Origin of the sequence: Ottowia thiooxydans DSM 14619 (assembly GCF_000422885.1) — a bacterium.
Taxonomy (GTDB): domain Bacteria; phylum Pseudomonadota; class Gammaproteobacteria; order Burkholderiales; family Burkholderiaceae_C; genus Ottowia; species Ottowia thiooxydans.
Genome location: NZ_AUGX01000011.1, coordinates 143,378 through 168,176, shown reverse-complemented (window position 1 = coordinate 168,176; position 24,799 = coordinate 143,378). Strand labels below are relative to the sequence as shown.

Annotated in this window: 23 protein-coding genes; 7 read left to right on the top strand and 16 right to left on the bottom strand. The window is 58.3% G+C overall.

Features of this window, described 5'->3' with window-relative positions:
• Positions 1–4: 4 nt before the first annotated feature.
• From G518_RS38390 to glcF, 5 genes are all read right to left on the bottom strand, one after another.
• A complete protein-coding gene (locus G518_RS38390; protein WP_051236349.1) occupies positions 5–952 on the bottom strand; it encodes a LysR family transcriptional regulator in 948 nt (315 codons plus the stop codon).
• 104 nt (positions 953–1,056) lie between these two features.
• A complete protein-coding gene (locus tag G518_RS34610; RefSeq protein ID WP_051236347.1) occupies positions 1,057–1,914 on the bottom strand; it encodes an alpha/beta hydrolase in 858 nt (285 codons plus the stop codon).
• Complete coding sequence (locus G518_RS0110215) at positions 1,911–2,690, bottom strand: SDR family NAD(P)-dependent oxidoreductase (protein ID WP_028602455.1); 780 nt, start codon at positions 2,688–2,690, stop codon at positions 1,911–1,913. Before G518_RS0110215 ends, G518_RS34610 begins: the two co-directional genes overlap by 4 nt.
• 4 nt (positions 2,691–2,694) lie before the next feature.
• Positions 2,695–4,218: an FAD-binding oxidoreductase gene (locus tag G518_RS0110210; RefSeq protein ID WP_028602454.1), complete on the bottom strand. Its 1,524-nt coding sequence runs from the start codon at positions 4,216–4,218 to the stop codon at positions 2,695–2,697.
• Between the two features lie 23 nt (positions 4,219–4,241).
• Positions 4,242–5,657, bottom strand: coding sequence for a glycolate oxidase subunit GlcF (glcF, locus tag G518_RS34605; RefSeq protein ID WP_084651656.1), 1,416 nt, complete (start codon positions 5,655–5,657; stop codon positions 4,242–4,244).
• A gap of 197 nt (positions 5,658–5,854) precedes the next feature.
• On the opposite strand from glcF, the gene G518_RS38385 reads away from it, so the two are divergent.
• Entirely contained in the window at positions 5,855–6,802 is a 948-nt protein-coding gene (locus G518_RS38385) for a helix-turn-helix domain-containing protein (RefSeq protein WP_156909335.1), read from the top strand.
• 120 nt (positions 6,803–6,922) lie between these two features.
• On the opposite strand, the gene G518_RS0110195 is transcribed toward G518_RS38385, so the two are convergent.
• From G518_RS0110195 to G518_RS34595, 5 genes are all read right to left on the bottom strand, one after another.
• On the bottom strand, positions 6,923–7,990 hold the full coding sequence (locus tag G518_RS0110195; protein WP_028602452.1) for a dihydrodipicolinate synthase family protein: 1,068 nt from the start codon (positions 7,988–7,990) through the stop codon (positions 6,923–6,925).
• A 60-nt stretch (positions 7,991–8,050) separates the two neighbouring features.
• Positions 8,051–8,932, bottom strand: coding sequence for a GNAT family N-acetyltransferase (locus G518_RS0110190; RefSeq protein ID WP_028602451.1), 882 nt, complete (start codon positions 8,930–8,932; stop codon positions 8,051–8,053).
• Complete coding sequence (locus G518_RS0110185) at positions 8,919–9,983, bottom strand: NAD-dependent epimerase/dehydratase family protein (protein ID WP_084651679.1); 1,065 nt, start codon at positions 9,981–9,983, stop codon at positions 8,919–8,921. Before G518_RS0110185 ends, G518_RS0110190 begins: the two co-directional genes overlap by 14 nt.
• A 124-nt stretch (positions 9,984–10,107) precedes the next feature.
• The gene (locus G518_RS0110180; RefSeq protein ID WP_028602449.1) at positions 10,108–11,472 is read right to left on the bottom strand and encodes an L-serine ammonia-lyase; all 1,365 of its coding nucleotides are present in this window, start codon (positions 11,470–11,472) and stop codon (positions 10,108–10,110) included.
• The gene (locus G518_RS34595) at positions 11,466–12,116 is read right to left on the bottom strand and encodes a TetR/AcrR family transcriptional regulator (RefSeq protein ID WP_051236345.1); all 651 of its coding nucleotides are present in this window, start codon (positions 12,114–12,116) and stop codon (positions 11,466–11,468) included. Before G518_RS34595 ends, G518_RS0110180 begins: the two co-directional genes overlap by 7 nt.
• Before the next feature lie 238 nt (positions 12,117–12,354).
• On the opposite strand from G518_RS34595, the gene G518_RS0110170 reads away from it, so the two are divergent.
• Genes G518_RS0110170 through G518_RS0110160 form a run of 3 tightly spaced genes read left to right on the top strand, consistent with a single transcriptional unit; the run spans position 12,355 to position 15,024 of the window.
• Entirely contained in the window at positions 12,355–13,125 is a 771-nt protein-coding gene (locus tag G518_RS0110170) for an ABC transporter permease (protein ID WP_051236343.1), read from the top strand.
• Between the two features lie 37 nt (positions 13,126–13,162).
• Positions 13,163–14,197, top strand: a complete 1,035-nt coding sequence (locus tag G518_RS0110165) for an ABC transporter substrate-binding protein (protein ID WP_245597941.1) — start codon at positions 13,163–13,165, stop codon at positions 14,195–14,197.
• Complete coding sequence (locus tag G518_RS0110160; protein WP_245597940.1) at positions 14,194–15,024, top strand: ABC transporter ATP-binding protein; 831 nt, start codon at positions 14,194–14,196, stop codon at positions 15,022–15,024. Before G518_RS0110165 ends, G518_RS0110160 begins: the two co-directional genes overlap by 4 nt.
• Positions 15,025–15,053: 29 nt before the next feature.
• Here G518_RS0110160 and G518_RS0110155 read toward each other — a convergent pair whose 3' ends face one another.
• Complete coding sequence (locus G518_RS0110155; protein ID WP_028602445.1) at positions 15,054–15,731, bottom strand: TetR/AcrR family transcriptional regulator; 678 nt, start codon at positions 15,729–15,731, stop codon at positions 15,054–15,056.
• Positions 15,732–15,820: 89 nt separating this feature from the next.
• On the opposite strand from G518_RS0110155, the gene G518_RS0110150 reads away from it, so the two are divergent.
• From G518_RS0110150 to G518_RS0110140, 3 genes are read left to right on the top strand one after another with little or no spacing between them, the layout of a single operon-like run.
• Entirely contained in the window at positions 15,821–17,296 is a 1,476-nt protein-coding gene (locus G518_RS0110150; protein WP_028602444.1) for an enolase-like domain-containing protein, read from the top strand.
• Positions 17,286–18,716, top strand: a complete 1,431-nt coding sequence (locus G518_RS0110145; RefSeq protein WP_051236341.1) for an amidase — start codon at positions 17,286–17,288, stop codon at positions 18,714–18,716. The genes G518_RS0110150 and G518_RS0110145 overlap by 11 nt, the downstream gene beginning before the upstream one ends.
• Positions 18,713–19,558 (top strand): sugar phosphate isomerase/epimerase family protein, encoded by an 846-nt coding sequence (locus tag G518_RS0110140; RefSeq protein ID WP_028602442.1) that lies wholly within the window; start codon positions 18,713–18,715, stop codon positions 19,556–19,558. The genes G518_RS0110145 and G518_RS0110140 overlap by 4 nt, the downstream gene beginning before the upstream one ends.
• Positions 19,559–19,629: 71 nt before the next feature.
• Here G518_RS0110140 and G518_RS0110135 read toward each other — a convergent pair whose 3' ends face one another.
• The 5 genes from G518_RS0110135 to G518_RS0110115 all read right to left on the bottom strand — a co-directional run bounded on the left by G518_RS0110135 (position 19,630) and on the right by G518_RS0110115 (position 24,715).
• The gene (locus tag G518_RS0110135; RefSeq protein ID WP_028602441.1) at positions 19,630–20,178 is read right to left on the bottom strand and encodes a VOC family protein; all 549 of its coding nucleotides are present in this window, start codon (positions 20,176–20,178) and stop codon (positions 19,630–19,632) included.
• A 59-nt stretch (positions 20,179–20,237) separates the two neighbouring features.
• Positions 20,238–21,011, bottom strand: coding sequence for an SDR family NAD(P)-dependent oxidoreductase (locus G518_RS0110130; protein ID WP_028602440.1), 774 nt, complete (start codon positions 21,009–21,011; stop codon positions 20,238–20,240).
• A 17-nt stretch (positions 21,012–21,028) separates the two neighbouring features.
• The gene (locus G518_RS34590; RefSeq protein WP_051236406.1) at positions 21,029–22,705 is read right to left on the bottom strand and encodes a flavin-containing monooxygenase; all 1,677 of its coding nucleotides are present in this window, start codon (positions 22,703–22,705) and stop codon (positions 21,029–21,031) included.
• Positions 22,706–22,900: 195 nt separating this feature from the next.
• The gene (locus G518_RS0110120) at positions 22,901–23,848 is read right to left on the bottom strand and encodes a Bug family tripartite tricarboxylate transporter substrate binding protein (protein WP_084651652.1); all 948 of its coding nucleotides are present in this window, start codon (positions 23,846–23,848) and stop codon (positions 22,901–22,903) included.
• A gap of 102 nt (positions 23,849–23,950) precedes the next feature.
• Complete coding sequence (locus G518_RS0110115; protein ID WP_028602438.1) at positions 23,951–24,715, bottom strand: SDR family NAD(P)-dependent oxidoreductase; 765 nt, start codon at positions 24,713–24,715, stop codon at positions 23,951–23,953.
• Positions 24,716–24,799: the final 84 nt, after the last annotated feature.

Sequence of the window (24,799 nt, the reverse complement as noted above, 5' to 3'; positions counted from 1 at the left end):
CGCACTAACCGCCGCGAGGCACTGCCAGTGACTCCAGCTCTTCCTGAATGAGTGCCCGGATTTCCATCACGGCTCTCGACGCTGGCTTTATCAAGGACTGGAAAACATACAGAGGCCGGTCCGCTATGACTCCTTCGATCCGCGCACCTGACAGACTGCGTTCTTGCAAAGCAACGTCCGCCGTGGTCGAGGTCAGTATGGTGAATGCGCTCCCTGATCTGGCGGCTTCGAGCATCAGCAGCAGCGAGTCAGCCTCCCCGACCAGGTTGATTGTCAAGCCTCGTTTGAGAGCAAGATCTTGCAGGTAGTCCCGGTGCCATTGCCCTCGAGGCCCCAGCACGAGCGGTAATGCGAAGGACTCCTCCAAGGTAATTGAAGGCTGAGCCAGTGCCCGTTTGCCACGCCCCCCAACAGGAAACGAACCGGCGCAGCCTACTGCAAACATACTGACCGGAGCCACAAGCCGCGTACTTGTCTCGATGGCAGCGGCAGGCGTATAGGTCACTGCCAGATCGACCACACCCTTTTCTACCATGCCAGGAAGATTGGAAAGGCCGGCCTCGTGGAATGCGAGTGAAACGTTGGGAAATCGTTCTCTCGTTCGCCGAAAAAGAAGTGCAGAAATCCGCATACCTAGCGACTGTGGAAGACCAATGTGCACGGTGCCAACCGCCTCGGAAGCCAGTTGTCTTGCCTGTGCGAGCGCATATTCAACATCGAACACAATGCGCCGCGCATGCCCCAGGAGCAACTCGCCGGCGGCCGTGGGCTTCACGCCTCGCGGATGCCGGACCAGCAGGGGTACACCTATTTCCTCTTCCAGTCTGCGGATGTGCTGACTTAACGCCGGCTGGGCGATGTGCAGGTCACGAGCGGCCTGAGTGAAAGACCCAGCCTGCGCAATAGTGGCGAAGTAGCGGAGCGATCGAATGTCCATGATGAACAATAACATCCGCCGGCTTTTCCATAGACCGAGCACTTCCCTTATTGGAAATAAGTGAAGGCGTGAGCCCAAATCAACCGTGACTGCGCGCCCCCTCGACCAAAGGCAAAGGTCTAAGCCGCGAGCTCCATCAGCATGGCGCGCAACAAACCATCGGTTTGGCAAAGACTTTGCAAAACCATGAAATGGTCGTCTTCCGCAGATTCGGCGTGCCGGCACTCACCCACGGCTCGCCATGCATCAGCGATGGCCAGATTCTGTCGCTTGAAGGATCTGGTCTCCCCTCCCCCGACGACAAAGGCTCCTCGTGGAACACGCGCCGGCAAGCGATGCAGAGGTGAAACCAAGCGAGCGGACTCCAGAGTGAGCTGGAGATTTTTGTTGAGCGTGGTGCCTACCAGTTCCGTCAGGTCATATATGCCGCTGATCGCAAGAACGCCATCGATCGGTCCGGCGGCTTGTGGGTGCAGAGCGATCTCCACCGCAAGGTGCCCACCCGCCGAATGGCCAGCGACGACCAACGGCTTCTGAATCTGATTCACTGCTGACAAGGCTCTAACCGCAGGTGGGATCCGGCAAACCGAATGGATGATGTCTTGAACAGAAACTTCAGGACAAAGCGGGTAGTTGGCCAGCACCACGTGGAAACCAGCATCGTTGAGCCCTGGCACCAGAAAGCAAAACTGCGACTTGTCCCGCGACTGCCAATAGCCCGCGTGAAGATAGATCAGCGTTCCACGGTGCTCGCCCTTCGCAGGGCGAAAATCGAAGGTTTCACGCGGGTGCTCGCCATATTTGGTATCCCAGAGCCAACCACCCAAAGCTTCAGCTGCAGAGCTCAGAACGCGGTACTCTTCCAGCAATGCCGGGAAACTGGCTCTGGCCTGTCCGGTGACATATTGGTATTCCCAATCGTCCTCACGAGGAGCGCCTGCTCTGGAAGCGTGCGTCGCTTTGGCAGGGCTGCTCATGGTGTCAAACGACCGCCATTGAGGTGCAACACTTGTCCTGTCATATATTTAGAACCAGCTCCTGTGAGAAAGAAGATGGGGCCTGTCACATCAGAGGGTTCAGCGACACGCCCCAGGGGAATCGACGAGACGTATTTTGCAGCCATATCGTCGAACCATCCGCGATCCACTGTCGATTCCCTGCCGCGGCCTCCTCCCAGGAACTCAGTGTCTACCGCGCCAGGAGCCACGACATTCGCTCTCACGTGCGGAGCACACTCCATGGCCAATGCCTTGGTGAGGCTGATCAACGCCCCCTTGGAAGCAGCGTAAGCCCCCATGCCAGGCATGACTTGATACGCCAAACTCGAAGCGACGGTCACGATGGCTGCCTGATCGCTTTTTCGAAGTAAAGGTAGCAAGCCGCCGGCAAGCAGATAGGCGGATGTGAGATTAACCTCCATCAGCTCATGCCACGCCGAGAGCGGCACCTCTGCGAGAGGTCTGCGCGGCAAGATGGGGTAACCACAGAGAAAGACGAAGCTGTCTACGCGATCTGCTCTCTCAGAGACTGCTCTGACCGCCTCGGAGATCGATTCAGCGTTTCGGGCATCGAAGTCAATGTAATCAACCCCGGCAATATCAGGTAGAGCCGCTCTGGACTGTGCGAGATCGAGCACGGTTACCCGGAGCCCTCTGTCCACAGCCTCCCGCACGAGTTCCACGCCTATTCCCCCGCAGCCTCCTGCAACCACCATGTGGGAGCCGGGGGCTGGGCCGAGCCAGTTGTCTGCCATGGTCTTATTGCTCCTCATCAATACCGTACTTGCCGGGACTGATCACGCCATTCGGATCCAGTGCCCTCTTGAGGCTGCTGTAGACATTTTTCAGGCTAGGCAGCATCTGGTCCATATGGAAGTCGTAATAGTCCGCTGGTGCACGCCCGACACCAACGCCTCGTTTCGCAAACTCTGTACTCAGCTCCCGATAACATGCGTCTGCACGGCGATTCTCATCTGGGTCATCCTTGTTCCATGAGAGAACATGCAAGCCACGTGCGAACCGAGCGGAGGCTACATGCATGACGATGTAGTCCATTCCGTGTTTCTCATAGATAGCTCGCCCGAGACGATCAAGCTCAAGCGCCTGCGCCCCCACCATCGGGGTACCAGGCAGAAACCAGGCGTTACCGCTCCCCGGGCGCCATTTCAGCATGCCTAGTTCAGACGCACTGGGCCTACCCGTCATTGAGTCAATCGCGACCTTCAAAGCAGGAATGCTCAAAGCTTCGTCGTGGCTGATGAAACGGGCTTTTCCGCTTCGCTCGAAATGCCCACGCACGCGCTGGATCAGCGGTTCAATGGCCGCATCTGAAGCACCATAGAACATGCCAGAGACTTGCCATGCGCCCAGGCCGTGACGCTTCTGCAACGCCTGCCGCCCCTCCTTGCTGATGGCCCGCTTCACGCCAGGCGCGTACTCCGCATTCACTTCGTCCGGAGCCATGGCATACAAATCATTCGCCACGCGAAACAGGGAAGGCACGAAGTTGGATAACTTCATGGGACGGCAAAGCTCAATTATCTCTGCAATATCCTCATCGTCAGGGAAGGCAAAATGAAATGATCGAGCAGCCGGAGGCCTTGGCATCAGCCAGACGCCTACCCGGGTCACAATGCCGTAGTTGGATTGTGAAAACAGCCCATCAAGGGCTGGGCCGAAGGAAAACTTCGACACATGCCAGTTCACCAGCTCATCAGAATCCAGGCTGCCGTCTCCGGTTCGGATGACATCGCCATTGCCCAGTACGACCTCCATGCCGCAAAGCATGCCGAAGTGGTCAAAGTAAGGCCCGTAGCCGGCGCCTCGGTCCATAGCGTTGCCCATGACACCCCCGTGCGGAGGCCCCGATGTGGCGGACAGCATGAGTTTCCCGCCCCGGCGCTCCAGTTCATCGTGAAGCATGGTGAAGCTCACCCCTGGCTGCAGCTCGGCATAGCAGGTTTCCTCGTTGACTTCGAGGATGCGGTTCATCCTGTGGCCAAGGTCAAGCACGACCTGCCCTGCTCGAGCCGGGGCTCGCGAGCCCAGGCCAATGTTGTTGCCTGTGCTCACGGGAAATAGCGCCACGCGGTGTTCGTTCGCGGCCAGCACGATCTCTCGCACCTCCGCAGTAGACGCTGGAAACACCACCGCCGCAGGCACGCGCGCCTCCGCGGGTAAGGTGTGCTCGCCGTAACGCGCGAGTGTTTCCTGCCGGGTATCCACCCATTGAGACCCTATTTTTTGGCTAACTTGTTGCAGAAAACCGTCTAGATTTGTCATCTCAATTTCCTTTCAAAATTGAATTACCAGATTCCGACATCAGGTGGTCCCTTTGCCTGAGGTTTGTCCGGTGGCGGGACAAAAGACACCACATGTTCGCTAACCAAAACCTTCTCGGCAGCCATCTCGGAAGCTTGCACTTCCGGAAGGCTTATTCCTCGTAAAGCCAGTGGCACAGGCCCACCGTGCGCCCAATCAAGCAACTCCACGGTGTGCGTGATGGGCGTCTGGCTATACAGGCCGATTTGAGTGATGCAGCCAATGTTCCCCGCCGCGACGATCTGCGGCTCCGTGCCGGCGATATTGGCGGCCTTTCGCTGACCAAGCTGGGCAGCTATGACTGGCTGCAGAATGTTGTAGGTGCCTGCGGAGCCGCAGCAGAAATGCGACTCCGGTACATCTTTCACAACAAAACCTGCCTCTTTCAACAATTTGCGCGGTTCAGCCGTGACGTGTTGTACGTTTTTAAGAGAACAGGCATCGTGGTAAGCCACGCGATATCGCCTGGGGTGCTGTGGCAGCGGAAGGCGCATGTGCAGGATCCACTCGGACACGTCGCGCGCCAAGGCTGCAATCTTTGCGGCGCTCTCAGCTATTTCGGGGTCATCGCTTAGCAGATGCGCGTAGTCTTTAACCGTGGTGCCGCAACCCGAAGCATTGGTGACAATGGCATCCAGGCCTTCGTCAAGCAAGCGTGCCCAGGCATTCACGTTGACCCGAGCGAATGAACGTGCGGCGGCGGTCTTACCCATATGAAGATTCAGGGAGCCGCAACAGCCGGCTTCCTTGGGCACCACCACTTCGCATCCAAAGCGGGTGAGCAATCGGATCGTGGCGGCGTTGATCTGCGGCGCCATCTCAGGCTGCACGCACCCTGAAAGCAACGCCACCCGCCAGCGCCTGGAGCCTTCCGCAGGAAACACTTCACCTACGAGCTCGTCCTCACTAGCGGGAGGTGTCTTGGGAAGTAGATCCAGCGCAGGTTTAAACCTGGTTGGCACCAGGAAACTCGCCCTTGATGCCAAACGGCCTGCGCCTAGTGCAGCCCGGAACCATGGCCGGCGAGGAAGTACGTAAGACAAGATATCTCGTGTCCATCGTTCTGCCCATGGCCGGCGATAGTGGGTTTCTATATATTGCCTTGCGGTGTCTGCGAGGTGCATATAGTCCACCTTCACTGCGCAGGTGGTCATGCAAGACATGCAGGAAAGGCACCGATCGATGTGCCCCACGGTCTTTTCCGAAGGAGCGCCCCCTGACTCCAGCATGTCCTTGATCAAGTCGATCCGTCCACGGGGACTGTCGTTTTCATCGTGCAAAAGCACGTAAGTGGGGCATCCTGAAGTGCAGAACCCAAAGTGCTGGCAGCTCTTGAGGATGGTGTCAGCCTCCGCGATTTGGGGATCTGCGAGCTGCGCTTCGCTGAAATTCGTCTTCATGATGGGCCGTGATGTGGTGGCTCATTCTGTGAGGGCCAGAGGCTTTCGTCTTGGGCTTTTGTGCATTCCAGTTCCGTAAGCGCGCTGATCGCGCCACCCTCCCTCCCAGGAATGCCCTGTGGACAGGTTCTCGCTCCTGCGGTATATCTCTATCTGATCCGTTTGTTGGTCAAGGCTTGGGATATCGGAGGAGTGCTGTGGAAATCGTGAAAGTAGACATGGGCGCGCTGGGCAAGCAGGAACGACGCGACTCATGGCGGTCCATCTGCAGCAAGATGATTCATACGGTGGAGGTTTCAGGCACCGTTTTGGACTCTTTCTCAGCAGAAATGACCGTGAGAAAGCACGACACCATGTCTTGCGGCTTGTTCTGGAGCCAACCACACAGAGTGCGCTGGGGCCGTGCGCGGTTGTCAGACCCTTGTGACCCAAGTTATCTTGTGAGCTGGCAGATTGAAGGCGAAGCTCACATAGAGCATGGCAACCAGCGACTGATTCAACCGGCAGGCAGTGTGGCCATCGTGGATACCCGGCACCCGACGAGTGTCACGTTTCCTGTGGAGGTGCGGCGCATCGTAGCCAGGCTGCCGGCTAGAACACTTGAACTGAGAATGCCTCAGTTGCTGACATCCCACCTGGAAGTGTTCCAGCCCGCTGGCCCCTTCGCCCCTACGCTTTTGTCTTATCTCAACGAGCTATCACGGGACGCCCTCGCCGTTTCACCATCAGATGTGGAAGCGCTGGTAGAGAACGTCTGCAATTTGTTGAAAGTCACGCACGGGCCAACCAATGCGCCTTGCGACGCACGAGAGCTAAGACGCCAAGCCCTGGTGAGCTACCTGAGAAAGCATGCTTGCGATCCAGCCCTCTCGCTGGACTTGACAGCCGCCCAGCTCAATATGTCTCGGCGCCTCGTGCAGCAGCTTCTGCAAGGCATGAATACGAGTTTTACACAGTTCATCATTGAACAAAGACTGGGCTCCGTTGAGTCGCAACTCGCGCGCGCCGAGAGTGCTTCAATTTCTCAAATCGCCTACAGCAACGGATTCAACGACATCTCTCACTTCAATTATCTGTTCAAGCGGAAGTTCGGAGTGGCCCCTTCCGAGTACCGCGATCTCTCACGCGAAACAAAGCGATCTTGAATGAAGGTCGTGCCCTGTTCGAGCTGTGCGCCGCTGCCCTCGGGGGTGCGCTGCGCGTGCGTTGAATACTGTTGATTGAGCGACTTCTCGGCAAGCACCGACAACCTGAGCGCTACCGAATCAGGTCAACCAGCGCGCCAGGTTTTTCTGAACAAAGCTGTCGTCACTCAGGTCACCGTGCTGAAGGTAGACACGGTCAATTTCATTCAACTGGCCATTTCCAAGCCCTTCTTCGGGGTCCAGGCACCAGATGCCTTCGAGCAGTCCTTGGCGGCGAAGCACTTCGTGACAGCCTGCGATGCAACCATGGAAGTTGTTTTTTACGTCGAAAAAGGCAGAGTTGCAGTCGGTGACGCGGGCATCGAGTGCCAGAAGTTCGTTGCTCACGCCATCAGGCTGCTGGGATAAAGCCTGCTGAATGCGGGCAAATTGCTGCACGGCGCTGGCGGTCCAAACCGACCAATGCCCCAACAACCCCCCTCTAAAGCGCACAGTGACGGCGCGTCCGTTGCGCATCGCCGTAAACGGCAAGGTGAGATCTAAAACGATATGGTCATCGTTGCCGGTATACAGAAAGACGCGATCCTCCGCGCCCGCATCAACCACACCGCGCACCACATCCATCGACCGGTAGCGATTGAACGGTGCCACCTTGATGGCCAGTGCGTTGGGAATGAGTGCAAAACGGCGCCAGAAATCACTGGTGACCACGGGCCCACCCACCACCGTTTGCAGGTAGAAGCCGACGATAGGCATCTCTTCAGCCACAGCTTCACAGTGCGCGATGAGCTCGTCTTCGGAGCGGTCAGCCAACGCCGCCAGGCTCAGGAGGCCGGCGTGATAGCCCAATCCCACCGCGGTACGAGCCTCTGCCACGGCTTGCGGTGTGTCGCCACACAGGCCTGCGACCATGACCATCGGACGATCGGACCACGCTTGTCGGTCTTCTGCGGCGCAACGCAGCACCGTTTCATACAGTCCACGTTCGCGGATGGCAAACTGAGTGGTGTGTACCCCCACCGCCAGGCCGCCCACACCTGAGTCGATGTAGTAGCGCGTCAGCGCACGTTGGCGGCGACGATCGAATACGCGATTTTCATCGAGTGCCAGCGGATGGGCTGGAATGACCGTGCCGTTCGACAACAGATCGAGGACAGCGGTCGGGAGGTCGGAGCGTTTCAATGGCATGGCATCAATCCTTGAGCACAGTGGGGCGCGGGGCCGGCCGGGCATGGCATGTTTCGCTCGTCAGGCGAACTCGGGGCCGGCGATGGCGTGAATGAAATGAGGTTGGCCTTGCGGCAAGGTTCGCCCGGGCGGAACCCAGGCCATCCGCGTAAAGTCACGTTGAGGCACAAAGCCCGCCGCCTGAAGAGCCGCTGTGAGCACCGGTCGTTGTTGTGGTGCATCGATCAGTACGGGGGTTTCCAAGGCATCTACCGCCTGCTGGAGCAACTCGAGCGCACGGCCTTCGTCCTCAGCAAGCAAAGGACCAATGTGATGTGCGGTGCGGCCCGCGCGAACCAGCGTGAAGCCGTGCGAGCTGCTCACACAATGCGTTGTAGGCCGGCCTTGAAGGCTATTGATCAGCGCGCTCCTGCCAAAGCCCAGCGCACGGGCATCCAACGCCACAAACTGATCCAAGTCTGCCTGCGGCGCAGGTGCGCTGGAAGCGCGAGCACCTCTCGCTTCACGCCGCCACCGAGTAATGTGCGAGAGCGGCACAAAACCGAATTGGGTGTACAGCGGTTCGCCTTGGGGCGTTGCATCAAGCATGGGCAAGTAGTCCGCCGCTTGCGCGCTGCGCAGGCAGGCTTCGAACACGCGTCGTCCCAGGCCCTGCCCACGAACCTCCGGCAAGACCAGGATCATGCTGATCCACGCCACGCGGTGGCCATTTGTATCGGCGTCCATGGGTAGCACCGCACCGCTGGCGATGATGCGGGACTCCGCGTTACGCACCACCAGCACATGACCATGCTCGAAGAAGAAGTGCCAGTCAGCGGGCAACTGATTCCAATGGCTCTCCATTACCAAGCGGTTGAGCATATCGAGATCGCCAGGGGTCAACGCGGCAAGCCTCTCGGCCAAGTGGTCGCTTGACAGCGCGTTGGGCTCAGTATTTGCCATCGCGGGCTTCGAACTTGGTCGGCTTGCCGAACGAGCGCTGTGCGCGCGAAACCCAATCCGCAACCCAGCCGATCTGGCGCTGCAATGGCACGTGAGGGTAGCCAAAGAGACCCTCAGCCTGCCCGGTGTTCATCAGCCACGCGGTAGGTGCTTCTTCACCCGTGATCTGTGCGGGCTTATTGAAACGCCGCGCAAATTCCTCTGCGAGCCAACGGATGGAGGTGGTCTCCGGGCCGCTGATGTTGATGGGTGAGGTAGGCACCGTGGCCTCCGCCAGACAGCGCAAGGCCTGGGCATTCGCATCTCCTTGCCAGATGACGTTGACGTGCCCCATCGTCACATCAACGGGCTCGCCCTGCCAAACCTTGTTCGCCACGTCAGCCAGCACGCCATAGCGCAAATCGATGGCGTAGCTCAGCCGGAACAAGCGCCCCGGGGTGCCGTGTTGCTGAGAGAAGTATTCGAACATGCGCTCTCGACCAACGCATGAGTTCGCGTACTCACCGGGCGGGTCTGGAGGCAACTGCTCTCCCGCCCCCTGGCTGTTGACCGGTACAAAGGGATAAACGCAAGCCGTGGAGAACACCACGATGCGCGAAGCCGGGAAGGCTTGCGCGACCATAGCTGGGACATGAGTGTTCATAGCCCAGGTCAGCGCGTGGTTGGCATCGGCACCGAACTTGCGACCGGCCATGAACACCACATTGCGGCATGCGGGCAACGCGGCGATAGCGGCTGGGTCCAACAGATCGCAAGCAATGGTTTCGATGCCTTGCGACTCCAAGGACTCGCGCATACCCGGCTCGCTGAATCGGGCCACCGCGATCACACGCCGCCCTGGCATGGCGTTGCGCGCCAGGCGCGCCAGCGTGGGGCCCATCTTGCCTCCAACGCCCAGGATCATGAGGTCACCATCCACAGCCTCCATATGACGCAACAACGCCCTCGATGGTGTAGCCAGGTAATTCTCCAGAGCTTCTTCACTTTCGAAGGCTACAGGAAACGGCATCTCGTCGAGGAGGGGTCCGGAAAACGTGGTATTCGAGTTCATGGATATGGCTAAGAAAGCTGACGTGTCGGCATGATAGAAGCGACATTCATCGATGTCAACCAAATAGTTGATTTTTCAGAATGGCGTGTGTTGGAGCACATGACGGAGCAAATGAAGAGCAGCTTCAGCACTCGATGACATTGACCGCGAGACCTCCTCGGGAGGTCTCCTTGTATCGTGTCTTCATGTCAGCGCCGGTCTCGCGCATGGTCTTGATGACTTGATCCAGCGAGACGAAATGCTGACCATCGCCGCGCAATGCCATGCGGGCGGCGTGAATGGCTTTCACGGCCCCCATGGAGTTGCGCTCAATGCATGGCATCTGGACCCGCCCACCCACCGGGTCACAGGTGAGGCCCAGGTTGTGTTCCATGCCGATCTCTGCGGCGTTCTCCACCTGTGCAGGCGATGCACCAAGCACCTCCGCCAGCCCTGCGGCCGCCATGGAGCAGGCAACTCCGACCTCGCCTTGGCAACCCACTTCCGCACCTGACAAAGAAGCGTTTTCTTTGTACAACTGCGCGATGGCCGTGGCCGTAAAGAAAAATCGTTCGACTCCCTCAAGGTCTGCACCGGGTACGAATCGTATGTAGTAATGCAGGACGGCGGGCACAATGCCGGCAGCCCCATTGGTGGGCGCGGTCACCACGCGCCCGCCAGCGGCATTCTCTTCGTTAACGGCCAGGGCGTACAAGCTCACCCAGTCCAGCGCGGCCAGCACATCGGTCGATTTGGAAGTGCCTTCACCTTGGAGTTGGCGCCACAAATCTGGCGCGCGGCGTCTCACCCGGAGCGGGCCCGGTAGAACACCTTCATTCGCGCAACCCGCGCGCACGCAGGCCTGCATGACCTCCCAGATCCCGGTAACCGATAGACGGGTGTCCTTCGGTGCGCGCAGTGCAGCCTCATTAGTGCGTACTAGATCGCTGATACCGGAACCAAGTTGTCGGCACAGCGCCAGCAACTCGGCGCCAGTGCGAAACGGGTACGGGCATGGTGCATGGGTTGCCATGGTGTGTGGCGTAGCGCCTTCGGTCACGAACCCGCCGCCAACCGAGTAGTAGTCTCGCTGCAGCAGCACCTCGCCATCATGAGTGCAGGCAAAGAATTTCATGCCATTGGGATGAAACGGCAGTGACTTGCGATGGTAGGTCAGGTGCTGAGAAGCCACGAACCGCACCGCGTGCTTTCCCAGGACAAGGATTTTCTGGTCCCGGGTGATCTCTTCGATCCGTGCATCCACCCGGCCCGTGTCCACACGATCGGGTTCTTCGCCTTCCAGGCCCAACAGCACCGCTTTACCGGAGCCATGCCCCTTGCCCGTAGCACCGAGAGAGCCGTGCAGCTCCACACGAACATGGTCCGTCTGCATCAACACATGCTCGCGGGAAAGCGCCAGCGCGAACTGGTGAGCAGCGCGCATGGGCCCCACCGTGTGGGAACTGGAAGGACCAATGCCAATTTTGAATACCTCCAGCACGCTCAGCATGTGATCCTCGAATTCTCGTGAAGCGGTTCGATGCACAAGGCGTGCATTGCGAACATGACCACATGGCTTCTGCGTGCAGCCAACGCCGCGCGCGTAAGCAAAGACTTGCTGAAGATGGCTGACAGCGTGTGGTTGTTGGAGAAGTAGAAATAGGACAAGGCGGCAATCGAGATGTAGACCTGGATCGGGTCGCTATGGGGTCGGAAGACCCCGCTGCGCACCCCACGCGCCAATGTGGTGCCCATCATGTCGATCAGTGGGGAATGCATCTTCCTGAAGCGCTTGGAAGTCTTCACGTGACTGCCCAAATGGCGGTTCTCATCCGCCAGCAGCGCAATGAACTCGGGGTGTTGTTGCAGGTGGTCGAACGAAAATCCAACCAGCTTCTCCATCGCCTCGCGGGGCTCCAGCGCATCCAGCGATAAGGTGCGCTCCCTGTCGCGAATTTCGGTGTAAACCTTTTCCAACGCAGCTTCGTACAGATCCTGCTTGCTCCCGAAGTAGTGGTAGACCAGTTGCTTGTTGACGCCTGCTTCCTTGGCGATCTCATCCACGCGGGCGCCAGCAAATCCCTTGCGGGAGAACTCCGCGACCGCCGCCATCACGAGCGCACCTCGTGCGCCCAGGTGTTCATCGATTTTCATGGTGTCTCTCAAAAATCAACCATACAGTTGATGTTTCATTCTAGCCCCGGTTCTCTCAACAGGTTCAGCGCTTTGCCCCCGGGAAAGCCACTAGACCCAAATTTCAACTAAATAGTTGACTTTTGATAATCGGCCTCATAAACTGGCTTTCAGGGTCGAGGAACGAGCCTTGGTCTTCTGAGGGTGTCGCATGGCGCCACCTCTGAAAAGCTGAACGAGCCGAACAGGAGAAAAGCAAATGAACTGGTCGTTGAAGATGGGCAAGCGGTACATGCCCACCGTTTTGATATTCGCTTTCCTGCTCCTGGCCTGGCAGTTGGTAGTGAGCGTGTTCGGCGTGCGTGAGTACATCCTGCCAAGCCCTGCCTCCGTACTGAACGCCATCACCAGCAGCGATATCCCTTGGGGTCGTCATATGCTGGTCACAGCCACTGAGGTGGTGGGCGGCTTCATGTTGGCGGCGGTAGTGGGTGTTCTGCTGGGCACCGCCATCGCATGGTCCGACACCGCAGCGCGCGCATTGATGCCGTTCCTAGTGTTCGTCAACACCTTGCCCAAGGTGGCGATCGCCCCACTCATCCTGCTGTGGTTCGGCTACGGCATCGTGCCCAACCTCTTGATAGGCGCCTTGATCGGCTTCTTCTCGGTCGTGATCAACACCGCTGCAGGCTTGAGCCAGATTGATCAGGACATGCTTGATCTAGGCCGCGTGTTCAACGCGCCCAAGTGGCGAGTATTCGTGAAGATCCGCATTCCCAATGCCTATCCGTACATCCTGAGTGCGCTCAAGATCACAGCCACCTCCGCCGTGGTGGGTGCGATCCTGGGCGAGTTTGTGGCTTCTCAAGCCGGACTCGGCTACGTGATCATCACTTCGCAAAGCAGCATGAATACGCCGGTGGCCTTTGCTGCCATTGCATTCGTCTCAGTCATTGGCCTGTCCCTCTTTGGCATCGTTTCCCTGTTAGCCCGTGTGCTCGCACCCTGGGCGATCGACGGCGGCCGCTGAACTTCTCGCGTTCCAAACCCACCCCGAAGGAGATCTCTTGAAAGACCTTGTCAAACCCCGGTTCACGATGCGTTGGCTAGCACTGGCCCTTTCATCCCTCTTGCCCTTGATAGGTGCATCGGCAGCGGCACAAACGGCCAAGACACCGCTCAAGCTCGCGATCAACTGGTTCCCTACCGGCGACCACGGCGCCTATTACGTAGCCCAGGAAAAAGGTTACTTTGACAAGCACGGCCTGGTCGTGTCCATCGAAAACTCCAAAGGTTCGGGTGACGCCCTGGCCAAGGCCGACACCGATCGGGCGGATGTGGCCATTGCCGACACCTCAGTGGTGCTGGCAGCCATTGCGCGTGGTGCCAAGGTGAAGATCGTCGGCATGATTTTCGACGAGACACCGCAGAACATCTTCAGCCGTAAGGACGCACCATTGCGCGAACCGAAAGACATGGTCGGCAAATCAATTGGCGCGCCTCCGGGCGATGGCCAGCGCATGGCTTGGCCTGCGTTCGCGCGCAAGAACGGTATTGACCCTGCCTCGGTCACCTGGATCAACATCGAACCCACAGCCAAGGTAGCGGCGCTCGCTGCCAAGCGCGTGGATGGCGTGGCCGACTTCATCACCGGCAAGCCGAACTACGAAAAGGCTATGGGCGCTGACGACGTGGTGGAAATGCCCTGGGCGAAGTTTGGGTACAACATGTACAGCATGGCTTTCGTGGTGAGCGAGAAGACGCTGGCCGAACGACCTGAAGCCATCCGTAAGTTTCTGCAAGCCGCATACACCGGCTGGAGCGATGTCATGGCAGAGCGTGAGCCTTCGCTGGAGATCTACAAAAAGCGCGTGCCAGAGCTAGATGTGGCTTATGTCCGTCGCAACATGGCCATGGGCATCGACCTCATGCGCACCCAGCGGTACAAAGACAACGGACTGGGCTGGATAGACGAAAAGAAAATGTGCGAATCCACCGACATCGCCAACACCTACATGGGACTAGCCCGTAAAGTTGATTGCACCACCGTCTACACCAACAAGCTCCTGCCCAAGGTTGCGCTGCCTCTGTCCGTCAAATGAACCACACGAGCACCCCGTCCCCCTTCATCGAGATCGATGACGTCCACATGGTCTACCAGGCTGACAGCGGCCCCGTGGAAGCCCTGCGAGGCATCAACCTGTCGATCAACCGGGGGGAGTTTGTTTCACTGGTCGGGCCCAGCGGCTGTGGAAAGTCCACACTGCTGCGGTGCATTGCGGGGCTGCGGCCAGTGACGGGGGGCCGCATCGTCGTGGACGGCGCGCCTGTGGTTAAACCGATTCCAAAGGTCGGCATGGTGTTTCAGACTGCCATCATGCTGAAGTGGCGCACTGTTCTGGACAACGTTCTGCTGCCCACAGAGTTGTACGGGCTGAAGCCGGCCGACTACCGCGACCGTGCACACGACCTGCTCAAACTCGTGGGCCTCGCCGACTTCGCCAAGAAACGACCTGGAGAGTTGTCTGGAGGCATGCAGCAGCGGGCTTCGCTGTGCCGAGCGTTGATCCTGGACCCACCCATCTTGCTGATGGACGAACCCTTCGGCGCGCTGGATGCCATGACGCGCGATGAAATGAACTTGGAGTTACTGCGCATCTGGGGCGAACAGCGCATCAACGAAGGCGGTGCAGAGCGCAAGACCGTGATCTTCGTGACGCATTCGATTCCCGAAGCATGCTTCCTGTCAGACCGGGTTGTGGTGATGTCGCCGCGTCCAGGCCGTGTGGCCTCCATCAAGCCAGTGCAGATGCCCCGGCCGCGGACGGTGGCCACGCGCGTCTCGCCCGAGCTGGGCCGCATGACACTCGAGCTCTACAACGACTTGACCCAGAAGAACCTGGAAACCATGCCGCAAACGGTGTCGTGATGGTCAGCCAAAGCGCTGCGCCGAGTTTCTCAGGGCCTCAAGCCGGCGATCGCAAACTCCACCACATGCTTGCGGTAGGCCTCCTCCACTTCCTTGCTCGAAAGATCTCGTCCGAAGTTCGAAGACAAGGTGGCGCGGTTGGAGAAAAAGAAATAGGACATCCCCGCAATGGAGATGTAGAGGTTCAAGGGATCGATTCCCTTGCGAAACTTCTGCTGGGCCACACCGCGTTTCAGCGCCAGGCGGATCAGCTCAATCAGCGGGGAGTTCATGCCCTGTATGGTTTTAGAGGCCTGGACGTGCTGCGCACCGATCGCGTTCTCGTGATTGAGCATACCGATGAATTCGGGGTGCAGGGCCAGGTAGTCAAACGAGAAGGACACCAGCGAGCGCATAGCCGATTCAGGTTCCTCCTCCTCAAGATGCAGGCTCTTCTCCAGCTCACGGATGTCGCTGTATACAGCCTCCAGAGCAGCAGCGTAGAGACCTTCCTTATTACCGAAGTAGTAATAGATCAGCTGCTTGTTAACCCCGGAGCGCTCTGCAATCTCATTGACCCGGGCGCCAGCGGCGCCCTTGCTCGAGAACTCCTGCCGCGCGGCAGCGAGGATAGCGTTCTTGGCCGACGCCGGGTCGGCATCCGCCTTGCGGGAGTCGACCGTGCGCCGGGCGGAAGGTTCGCGTTTGACGTTGCGTTGGGTTGCCATTCAAGGCGATTATGCCGCCAGTATCGGCACAAAAGAAACCATCTGGTTGAATTTCGGGCAAGTCATTTCCGCCCACGAAGGAAACGCACATGAACCCTGAAATCCGGCTGCGCGTGCACGAGGTGGAGGTACGGGAGTGGCCGTATCGCCTGCGCTTACCCTTCCGCTTTGGTAGCGTCACCAAAACCCATGGTCGGCAGGTGGTGCTGCGCGCCCGGGTGTCAATCGGCGGGCGCAGTGCCTGGGGATGCGCGGCCGAGTCTTTGAGCGCGAAGTGGTTCGACAAGAATCCCAGCCTCTCTGACGACGACAACCACGACCAATTGCGCTGGGCCATCGAGTCCGCCGTGCGGCACTACACCGCCCAAGGGGAGAACACCGCGTTTGGCCACGCCATGGCGGCCCACGGCAGCCTGATCGAAGAGGCCAGTCGCCACTCGCTGGGGCCACTGATCGCAGGCTATGGCGCGGCGCTACTGGACCGCTGCGTCATCGGTGCCTTGGGCAAGTTGCAAGGCCAGCCGTTCTGGGCGTTGATGCAGAGCAATCTGGTGGGCATGCAGACCACGCAGTGGGCGAGCGATCTGGCGGGCACAGATCTTGGTCGTTTTCTCAGCACCTTGTCGCCGCAGCGAGAGCTTCTTCTACGCCACACGGTCGGGTTGGTTGATGCCATCACGCCTCTTGATCAGGCGCCTGGCAGCGCGGTAAACGATGGCCTCCCGGAAACCTTGGAGGCCGTAGTCGCGACCTACCGGCAGCGCTATTTCAAGATCAAAGTCGGCGGGCAATTGAAGCCAGACCTGGAGCGACTCGAGGCCATCGCTGCGGTGCTGGACACCCTGCCGCAGGCCTACTACGTGACTCTTGATGGCAACGAGCAGTTCCATGCCGTCGAACCCGTCGTGGAATTCTTGTCCGCCATGTCCAAGGCTCCCGGCCTGCGTCGCTTCTGTCAATCGCTACTGTGGATCGAACAACCTTTGGCCCGGCATGTGGCCCTGCAGTCAAGCGTGAAGCCCATAGACGCCATATGCCCGGTGATCATCGACGAGTCCGATGTAGATTTGCAGGCGTTTCCGGCAGCCATTGCATTGGGCTACCGTGGGGTGTCCAGCAAGATTTGCAAAGGGCTCTACAAATCGCTCATCAACCGGGCTCGTTGTGAAGTGCGTAACGCGGCTGACTTGCCAGGCAAGCTCTTCATGTCGGCCGAGGATCTGACCACGCTCCCGGGCATTTCTCTGCAACAGGATCTTGCGCTGGTGAGCTTATTAGGCCTAGGCCATGTAGAAAAGAACGCCCACCATTTTGTAGATGGCATGCGTGGGCGCCCTGAAGCAGAACAGCGCCGCTTCGTGCAAGCCCACCCTGATCTCTATCGGTTCGACACTCTGCCCAACGGTGAGCACGTCGCGCGATTGAATCTGAGCGGAGGGGTGGTGCAGCTGAGCTCTCTGGACTGCTCTGGCTTTGCCTGCGCCGCCGAGCCAGATTGGGACAAGCTCCCACCGTCACCCCCTTCTCGTTGGCCCGATATCCTGAAAGAAACCCATGCCCGATGATTCGAGTGCCATCGACAGCGCCGCCCTGCCATGGTTGTCTGCGGGTGAGTTGATAGCCCAGTACCGCTCCCACAGGCTGTCGCCGGTGGAGGTGACGCGCTGCATACTGGATCGCGCCGAACGCTCTCAGACCTCGCTGAATGCTTTTTGCCTGCTGGATGCGCCCGCAGCACTTGAAGCTGCAGCAGCCTCCGAACAACGATGGCAACGCAACGAACCCATGGGACTGCTCGATGGCGTACCGGTCTCCGTTAAAGACATCGTTTTCACAAAAAACTGGCCTACGCTGCGCGGCTCGCGCACAGTGTCTCCAACGCAAGCTTGGCTGGAGGATGCCCCCTCGGTGGCGCGGCTGCGCGAACATGGTGCAGTGCTGTTCGGCAAGACCACCACGCCGGAGTTCGCTGTAGGCGCAGTGACGCGCAGCCCGCTGACTGGTGTCACACGCAGCCCTTGGGGCTCTGGGTACACGCCAGGTGGAAGCAGCGGTGGCGCAGGAGCCGCTGTGGCGGCGGGCATCGGACCATTGGCCGTGGCGACTGATGCGGGAGGATCCATCCGGGTGCCTTCCAGTTTTTGCGGCGTTTTCGGTTTCAAGCCCAGCGGGGGCCGTGTACCCGCCTACCCGCCAACCCCCTACGCCAGCTTGGCCAGCATCGGCCCGATGAGCCGCACCGTAGAAGACGCAGCGCTGATGATGACCGTGGTCAGCGAAGCCGATCCACGTGACTGGAGTGCCCTCCCCCACGACCCGGTGCCATATCACACGTCGCTAGAACGTCCACTCGATGGACTTCGCGTAGCGTGGAGTCCCACGCTGGGCTATGCGCGAGTAGACCCCGAGGTTCAAGCCATGTGTGAGCGGGCCGCCTCGGTGTTCCGTGAACTGGGCGCGCAAGTCATCACGGTAGACACCGTGTTCGAAAATCCCCTCCCCCTGATCGAACGTTTCAAGGACGCGCTGACCCATTTCGCATTCCAGTCGTTCGACGAAGACCGCCTGTCGCTGATGGACGAGCGCATAGTGCGCACTATCCGGCACAGCCGGAACACGGTGTCAGTGACGGATCATCTCGCGATCGAAACGCAGCGCGCGGCTTTTGGCGCGCGCATGAACGCGTTTCATCAGTCCTACGATTTGCTGCTCACACCGACGGTGGCGGTGGCACCTTTTTCGGCCGAGCTGAGCCAGCCGCCCGGCTACGCGGACTCCCCCGAGTGGTACCCCTTCACTTCGCCCTTTAATTTCACACGACAACCTGCGGCCAGCGTGCCCTGTGGTTTCACTCGCGCAGGCCTGCCCGTGGGCCTGCAGATCGTGGGTCCGGCCCACGCCGATCTGCTGGTGCTTCAAACTGCACGCGGGTTTGAACGTGCACGCCCCTGGCGTCAGGCACGCCCCGCTGGGTGGGTTGCATGAAGCTCGCGATTTGCAACGAAGTGCTGGCCCATCTGCCCTTCGAGCAACAATGCGCGCTGGCCGCTTCGTTGGGTTACCAAGGCCTGGAGATTGCGCCTTTCACCCTGGCGCCCGATCCAGCGACTATCGAGCCCGCCACCGCGCAAGCATGGGCCCGAACGGCGGCCGATCACGGACTGCTGATCTGCGGCTTGCACTGGCTGCTAGCGCGTCCGGAAGGCATGTCGATCACCACCACCAATGAACAGGTGCGCCGCCGCACTTTTGGCTTTCTGGAACGCATGATTGAGATAGGTGCCGCATGCGGTGCGCAAGTGCTGGTGCATGGATCACCGCGCCAGCGAGCACCCGAGCCCGGTCAGTCGGTGGACGATGCAACCGCGCGCGCAGCAGATCTGTGGGCTTCACTGGCTGAACGCGCGAGCACCGCAGGCTTGATCTATTGCATCGAGCCACTGGCACCAGCCACCACCCCAGTGGTCAACACACTGGCACAGGCCGCCGCCATCGTAGATGCCGTAGGCTCGCCCGCACTGCGCACCATGCTTGATCTGGGCGCCAGCGAGCAAGCAGAGGCGCAAGCACCCGAGCAAGTACTGCGACACCATCTGGCGCTAGGGCACATTGCCCATGTGCAGTTGAATGACCGCAATCGGCGTGGTCCCGGTCAGGGAGACACGTCGGTCGCACCGGTGCTGCAAGCCTTGCGCGATGGGGGCTATGCGGGCTGGGTGTCGATCGAACCCTTTGATTTTTACCCCTCTCCCGAGGCGTGCGCTGCGTTCAGCAGCGGCTATGTGCGGGGCCTGTGGCAGGCTGTTGAAGAGCCACGCGTGATGTAGACGGCTGGAGGCACAAATGTGCCTCTCTCCTGGAGCCACTGTGAGCGGCGCCACCTGCAGGCTTACGCGATCTATGCACCCAGACGTCTGACTGGCTCAGATGGGAAATCGGGCAAGGGATAAGGAAACCAATAGTCAGGCGGGACCCTTTTGGAGCCTGGTCCGTGGCGGCTCAACTCCATCACCACCTTCAGCGGGCCATCGGTCTGCACGTAAACGAAGTCAATATCCCGCTCCTTCATTCGCCCTTCCATCAAGGGAGGACAGCCTCTCTTGCGGAACTCCTCCACCGCAGCATCGAAATCCCGGCCATCGTAATCAATCAAGACGTGGTGGACACCTTCACCATGCTCTTCCAGAAATTCGCGGTAGATGGACCTGCCTTCCAGCGGCTGGATGACCTCCCACCTAAACCCTTTAGTCCACGCGATCGCCAGCCGCATGCTGTAAGGCGTTTCAACACCCCTGACCCGCATATTGCTCAAATTGTGCGGGCCATAGGTCCATACCGCCCAAGGCCCAATCCCCGATTTTTCTACAAAATTCCTGATCGTTTCGTCACAATTTTCGACGACCATACAAACCTGCTGAATGCCTGTGGCGAGTGGATCGATTTTCATCTTGAATGAGCTTGAATGGAAAGGGAACGTAAACCACGCGTTGAGGTCAACCAAACCGCTCAAGGGCTTCTACCGGCCATCACACCACCGTCAATGAGATAGCTGGCACCGGTGATAAACGAGGCTTGGTCACTGGCCAGGAACGTCACCAACTGAGCCACCTCGGCTGGAGAACCATATCGTTTGAGCGGAATTCCAGAGACGTTTCTCGCCCGGATGTCTGAAGCCACGCCAGAGTTTTCCTCAATCTCCCGGATCATCGCGGTGTCTATGGTTCCCGGGTTGACGGTGTTCACGCGAATCCCGTGCTTGGCGCCCTCCAAAGCGGCACTTTTCATCAAGCCTATGACTGCATGTTTGCTTGCCACATAGGGCGACAAGCCAACGCTCCCCCGCACCCCACCAGTGGACGAGGTAATCACAATGGAGCCCCCAGCGCCTGCTTGCATGATGCGCATAGAATGCTTCAGGCAAACAAAGACGCTCCTGAGATTGACCGCCATCACCCGATCAAAGGTATCCAGGGACTGATCTACGATGGGCGACACCTTGCCCACCGTTCCCGCATTCAAAAATGCGGCGTCCAACCGACCGAATCTGGTGTTGATGTCGGCGAAAGCAGCATCCAGGCGATTTTCATCTGCAATGTCAAAAGCGTAATAGGCAGCAGGCGCCCTCAAGGTTTGAGCTTGTTTCATCAACCCCTGCTCATCCTGATCCATCAGAATCAGGGTGGCACCGAGCGCATCAAACCTTTCGGCAGTCGCGTGCCCGATTCCACCGACTGAACCTGTGATCAACACATGCTTGCCGGCAAATGAGTCCGTATTCATAGGGTTCATGGCAAGGCTCACGACAGCTCCGCGGGGACATCACAGACGACATGCCGGGCACCAATGTTGAAGCCAGGGTAGTTTTGCTGGGCGACTTGCTCACAGATTTCACGATATTTACCGACACCGCCGGAATAGAGCATGAATCTCCTGGGCGACGAGCCGCTTTCAGGCGACGCCATGTACCAGGAGTTGGCACGCAAGAATGGCATGGTCTCCGCGAGACTATTCGCATCGTCCATCCACTTGGACTCTGCCGCTTCGTCTGGATCAATGTAGTCATTTCCTTGTCGCCGCATGGACTCCACGCAAGCCGTGATCCATTCGATATGCTGCTCAATAGAGACCATCATGTTGGTCAATACGGATGGGCTGCCCGGCCCGGTTACCAGAAATAAATTGGGGAATCCCGCTACCATCAGACCCAGGTAGGTTCCCGGCCCGTTCTTCCACTTCTCCCTGAGTGTTCTTCCCGCAAGGCCCTTGATGTCAATTTTCATCAACGAGCCCACAATCACATCGAACCCCGTGGCAAAAACAATGCAGTCAAGGTCGAGCTTTCTCTTCTTTGTCGAGAGGCCGTTCTCTTCAATGCCCTTGATCGGGTCATTGCGGATATCAATGAGATCTACGTTTTCGCGGTTGAAGGTTTCGAAGTAACCCGTATCGACGCAGATTCTTTTTGATCCAACAGGCAACGTGGTCGCCGGTGTGAGCAAGCTTCGTTTCTCAGGATCCTTCACGATGTCGGCAATCTTGGCGCGGATGAAATCCCCTGCGGCTTTGTTGGCGATCTGACTGGAAGATATGTCGCTGAACGCACGCAGAAACCCGGGCCCACCCTTTGCCCATCGCTTTTCGAACTCGTCCGTTTGATCCTGGAGCGGCGTCTCTTCTGCCTTCCTCTCGCCAAACTCGTAGAGAGTTCCCGATGGCGCGTACCGAGCTGTCTCTCGTAGCTGAGCGTAATTTTCCTTCCACGCCCTCTTTTCAGTTTCATCCAGCATGCGATTTCTCGCGGGGACACTGTAGGTAGCCGTGCGTTGCAGCACTGTCAGACTGTTGGCAGTCTTGGCAATCATGGGAATGGCCTGAATGCCAGACGAACCGGTACCTATGACTGCGACATTTTTACCGGTGAAGTCGTATCCAGACTTGGGCCAATGGCCGGTATGCAGGATGTCGCCCTTGAATTTTTCCTTGCCAGGAAACTCTGGCATTCTGGCGGCGGACAGGCAACCGGTCGCCATGATGCAGAAACGGGCCCTGATTTCTTGGCCTTCGTTCGTTTGAATTTGCCAGGCGTTTTCATGCGCCTGGTAGGTAGCCGAGACGACTCTGGTGTTGAGCTGAATATGCCGGTTCAGATCGAATCGATCAGCCACGTGTTCTATATAGCGCAAGATCTCGGGTTGGGTGGCATAGCGTTCACTCCATTCCCACGTTTGCTGAAGCTCCTCTGAAAACGAGTACGAATACTGCATGCTTTCAACATCGCATCTCGCGCCGGGGTAACGATTCCAATTCCATACGCCCCCAATACTCTCCGAGGCTTCCAGCGCAAGTACAGTGAATCCGGCTTGCCTCAACTTATAGAGGGCCAGCAAGCCTGCAAAACCGGCACCGACAATCAGGGCATCGACATCAACCTCTGGCGCTGGGCTCTCTTCAGCAGCCTTGGACTTTTCAATCATTTCAACAATTTCCATCTAATCTAGTGGTTTCCTAAAGCAAGGAGCGGTTCTCTTTGCATTGAGGAATAGGTATTCCACTGGCACGTCCGAAAGAACGTTCCATTGAAGATTTCTCCGCTGAGTTTTTGGGGGGCGCTGGACCGGGCAACTCAGATGAGTTCAAAGACATCCGTATCACCCATCGCGCCCGCGTTTCTATTCGGCTTGAATGCCTGCGGCTGCGATCGTTTTGGAGATCCGAGCCCGGTCATCCATCATGAAAGCGACAAGCTCTTTGGATGGCATAGGGTTGGGCACCGCATTTCGCTCGCTGATGGCTTGCCTCATTTCCGGTTTCGCCAATAGTTTGAGCACCTGTTCTTCCAGTGCGGCCAACTCCGTTCGCGGCGTATTCTTGGGTGCAAAAATCCCCTGGTAGTCCACCTCAAGATATCCTGGCAGGACTTCCTTGATAGTGGGCACATCCGGGAATTCCGCCAAACGACTCTCGGCGTTGACGGCCATGATTTTCAACTTTCCACCCCGCACCAAAGGGAGTCCGGCTGTGAACGAATTGGTCATCAAATCCACCGTTCCGGCGATCACGTCGGTGACCGCACTGCCACCTTTGTAGGGAATGCGCAGAAGCTCAATTTTCGCCGCACTGGTCAATGCCGTGATTCCCAAATCACCGTAGTAGACGAATGAATATTTTCCAGGAGCTTTCTTAGCCAACTCAATCAACTCACGCAAGTTGTTGGCTGGAAAATTGACAGACGTCGAGATGATGCTGGGTATGAAGCAGGTTCTCGCCACCGGGGCCAAGGACTCAAGAACCTTGAATCCGTTTCTCATCATGAATTCCTGATTGATCAGCAGGTTGCCCTGTGAATACAGAAGCGTTCGGCCATCCGCAGGGGCTTGAGCCACATATTGAGCCCCAATGGTGCCGTTGGCACCAGCACGGTTTTCAACGACCACCGATTCACCCAATTGGGCCGCCAGACCTTGGGCAATGACACGCCCAATGACATCGTTAGAGCCCCCCGGCGGATAGGGGACCACCAGGGTCATCTGCCGCTTGGAATTCTGCGCCTTTGCAATTGCTGGGAAAGCGAGTGCAGATACACCGGACTGCTGTAGAAAAATTCTTCTTGTTGGCATGTTGTCTCCTGTTATTTCACTACGCGAAGTCGCAGTCTAGAAGAGCGGGCTCATCAGGTCCATGCCGTTTTTTCAATGGATTTATGCGGATTTTCCGAACCGTCAGGCTGCAGCCAGGCGCCCACCGTCTGCCACGAATACGGCTCCATTGCTGAAGGACGCTCTCGAAGAACTCAGCCAGACCACCAGTTCAGCGATTTCTTCCATCGTTCCCAGACGATTCATCGGATTCATACGGGGTAGGTCCGGGTTAAGGTTGGACGATTTCATGATGAGCGGCGTCAATATGTGGCCGGGGCATACCGCATTGACTCTGACGTTGACGTCTCCATACTCGATGGCCGCGCTCTTGGTCAGCCCTATCACGCCATGCTTGGTTGCGGTGTACGCAGCAGCGTTTCGAAGGGCCTGCAGGCCGCCAATGGACGCGTTGTTGACGATGCTCCCCCCTCTCTCGCCCATCGCCAGTAATTCGTATTTCATGCAAAGGAAAACACCCGTCAGATTCACATCCAGCATTCGCTGCCAATCCGCAAGATCTAGTTGCGCGAGCGACTTGCCACGGCTGTTTGACTCCACGGTTCCTATGCCCGCATTGTTGAAATAGCAGTCCACATGCCCGAATTCGTCCGCCGCTTCAGAGATCATGGCCTTGACGTCTTTCTCAACCGCTACATCTGCCCGTACCGCGAGAGCTCTGCCGTTCTGTCGCCGGATTTCGTCTACTGTTTCCTGGGCCGCCTCGATGTTCCTATCGACAACGCAGACAGATGCCCCCTCACGCGCAAATGCCAGGGAGGTCGCCCGGCCAATGCCGGAGCCTCCACCAGTCACCAGGGCAGTTTTTTCTTCAAGAAGTTTTTTCACAGGTCTTGTCTCAACGATAGGGGCACGTTCAGAAGGCTATGAGCGATATCAAGCCAGCTTTCCGTGCGTGGCCTTGGTCCAGGG

Bases quoted from the DNA above. Each gene is read 5' to 3' on its own strand.
- G518_RS0110155 (WP_028602445.1), bottom strand. From the start codon at position 15,731: ATGGCAACCCAACGCAACGTCAAACGCGAACCTTCCGCCCGGCGCACG.
- G518_RS0110135 (WP_028602441.1), bottom strand. From the start codon at position 20,178: ATGAAAATCGATCCACTCGCCACAGGCATTCAGCAGGTTTGTATGGTC.
- G518_RS34595 (WP_051236345.1), bottom strand. From the start codon at position 12,116: ATGAAAATCGATGAACACCTGGGCGCACGAGGTGCGCTCGTGATGGCG.
- G518_RS0110150 (WP_028602444.1), top strand. From the start codon at position 15,821: ATGAACCCTGAAATCCGGCTGCGCGTGCACGAGGTGGAGGTACGGGAG.
- glcF (WP_084651656.1), bottom strand. From the start codon at position 5,657: ATGAAGACGAATTTCAGCGAAGCGCAGCTCGCAGATCCCCAAATCGCG.
- G518_RS0110160 (WP_245597940.1), top strand. From the start codon at position 14,194: ATGAACCACACGAGCACCCCGTCCCCCTTCATCGAGATCGATGACGTC.
- G518_RS34590 (WP_051236406.1), bottom strand. From the start codon at position 22,705: ATGATTGAAAAGTCCAAGGCTGCTGAAGAGAGCCCAGCGCCAGAGGTT.
- G518_RS0110120 (WP_084651652.1), bottom strand. From the start codon at position 23,848: ATGCCAACAAGAAGAATTTTTCTACAGCAGTCCGGTGTATCTGCACTC.
- G518_RS0110190 (WP_028602451.1), bottom strand. From the start codon at position 8,932: ATGGCAAATACTGAGCCCAACGCGCTGTCAAGCGACCACTTGGCCGAG.
- G518_RS0110140 (WP_028602442.1), top strand. From the start codon at position 18,713: ATGAAGCTCGCGATTTGCAACGAAGTGCTGGCCCATCTGCCCTTCGAG.
- G518_RS0110170 (WP_051236343.1), top strand. From the start codon at position 12,355: ATGAACTGGTCGTTGAAGATGGGCAAGCGGTACATGCCCACCGTTTTG.
- G518_RS34610 (WP_051236347.1), bottom strand. From the start codon at position 1,914: ATGAGCAGCCCTGCCAAAGCGACGCACGCTTCCAGAGCAGGCGCTCCT.
- G518_RS0110195 (WP_028602452.1), bottom strand. From the start codon at position 7,990: ATGCCATTGAAACGCTCCGACCTCCCGACCGCTGTCCTCGATCTGTTG.
- G518_RS0110130 (WP_028602440.1), bottom strand. From the start codon at position 21,011: ATGAATACGGACTCATTTGCCGGCAAGCATGTGTTGATCACAGGTTCA.
- G518_RS0110145 (WP_051236341.1), top strand. From the start codon at position 17,286: ATGCCCGATGATTCGAGTGCCATCGACAGCGCCGCCCTGCCATGGTTG.
- G518_RS0110180 (WP_028602449.1), bottom strand. From the start codon at position 11,472: ATGCTGAGCGTGCTGGAGGTATTCAAAATTGGCATTGGTCCTTCCAGT.
- G518_RS38390 (WP_051236349.1), bottom strand. From the start codon at position 952: ATGTTATTGTTCATCATGGACATTCGATCGCTCCGCTACTTCGCCACT.
- G518_RS0110185 (WP_084651679.1), bottom strand. From the start codon at position 9,983: ATGAACTCGAATACCACGTTTTCCGGACCCCTCCTCGACGAGATGCCG.
- G518_RS0110210 (WP_028602454.1), bottom strand. From the start codon at position 4,218: ATGACAAATCTAGACGGTTTTCTGCAACAAGTTAGCCAAAAAATAGGG.
- G518_RS0110215 (WP_028602455.1), bottom strand. From the start codon at position 2,690: ATGGCAGACAACTGGCTCGGCCCAGCCCCCGGCTCCCACATGGTGGTT.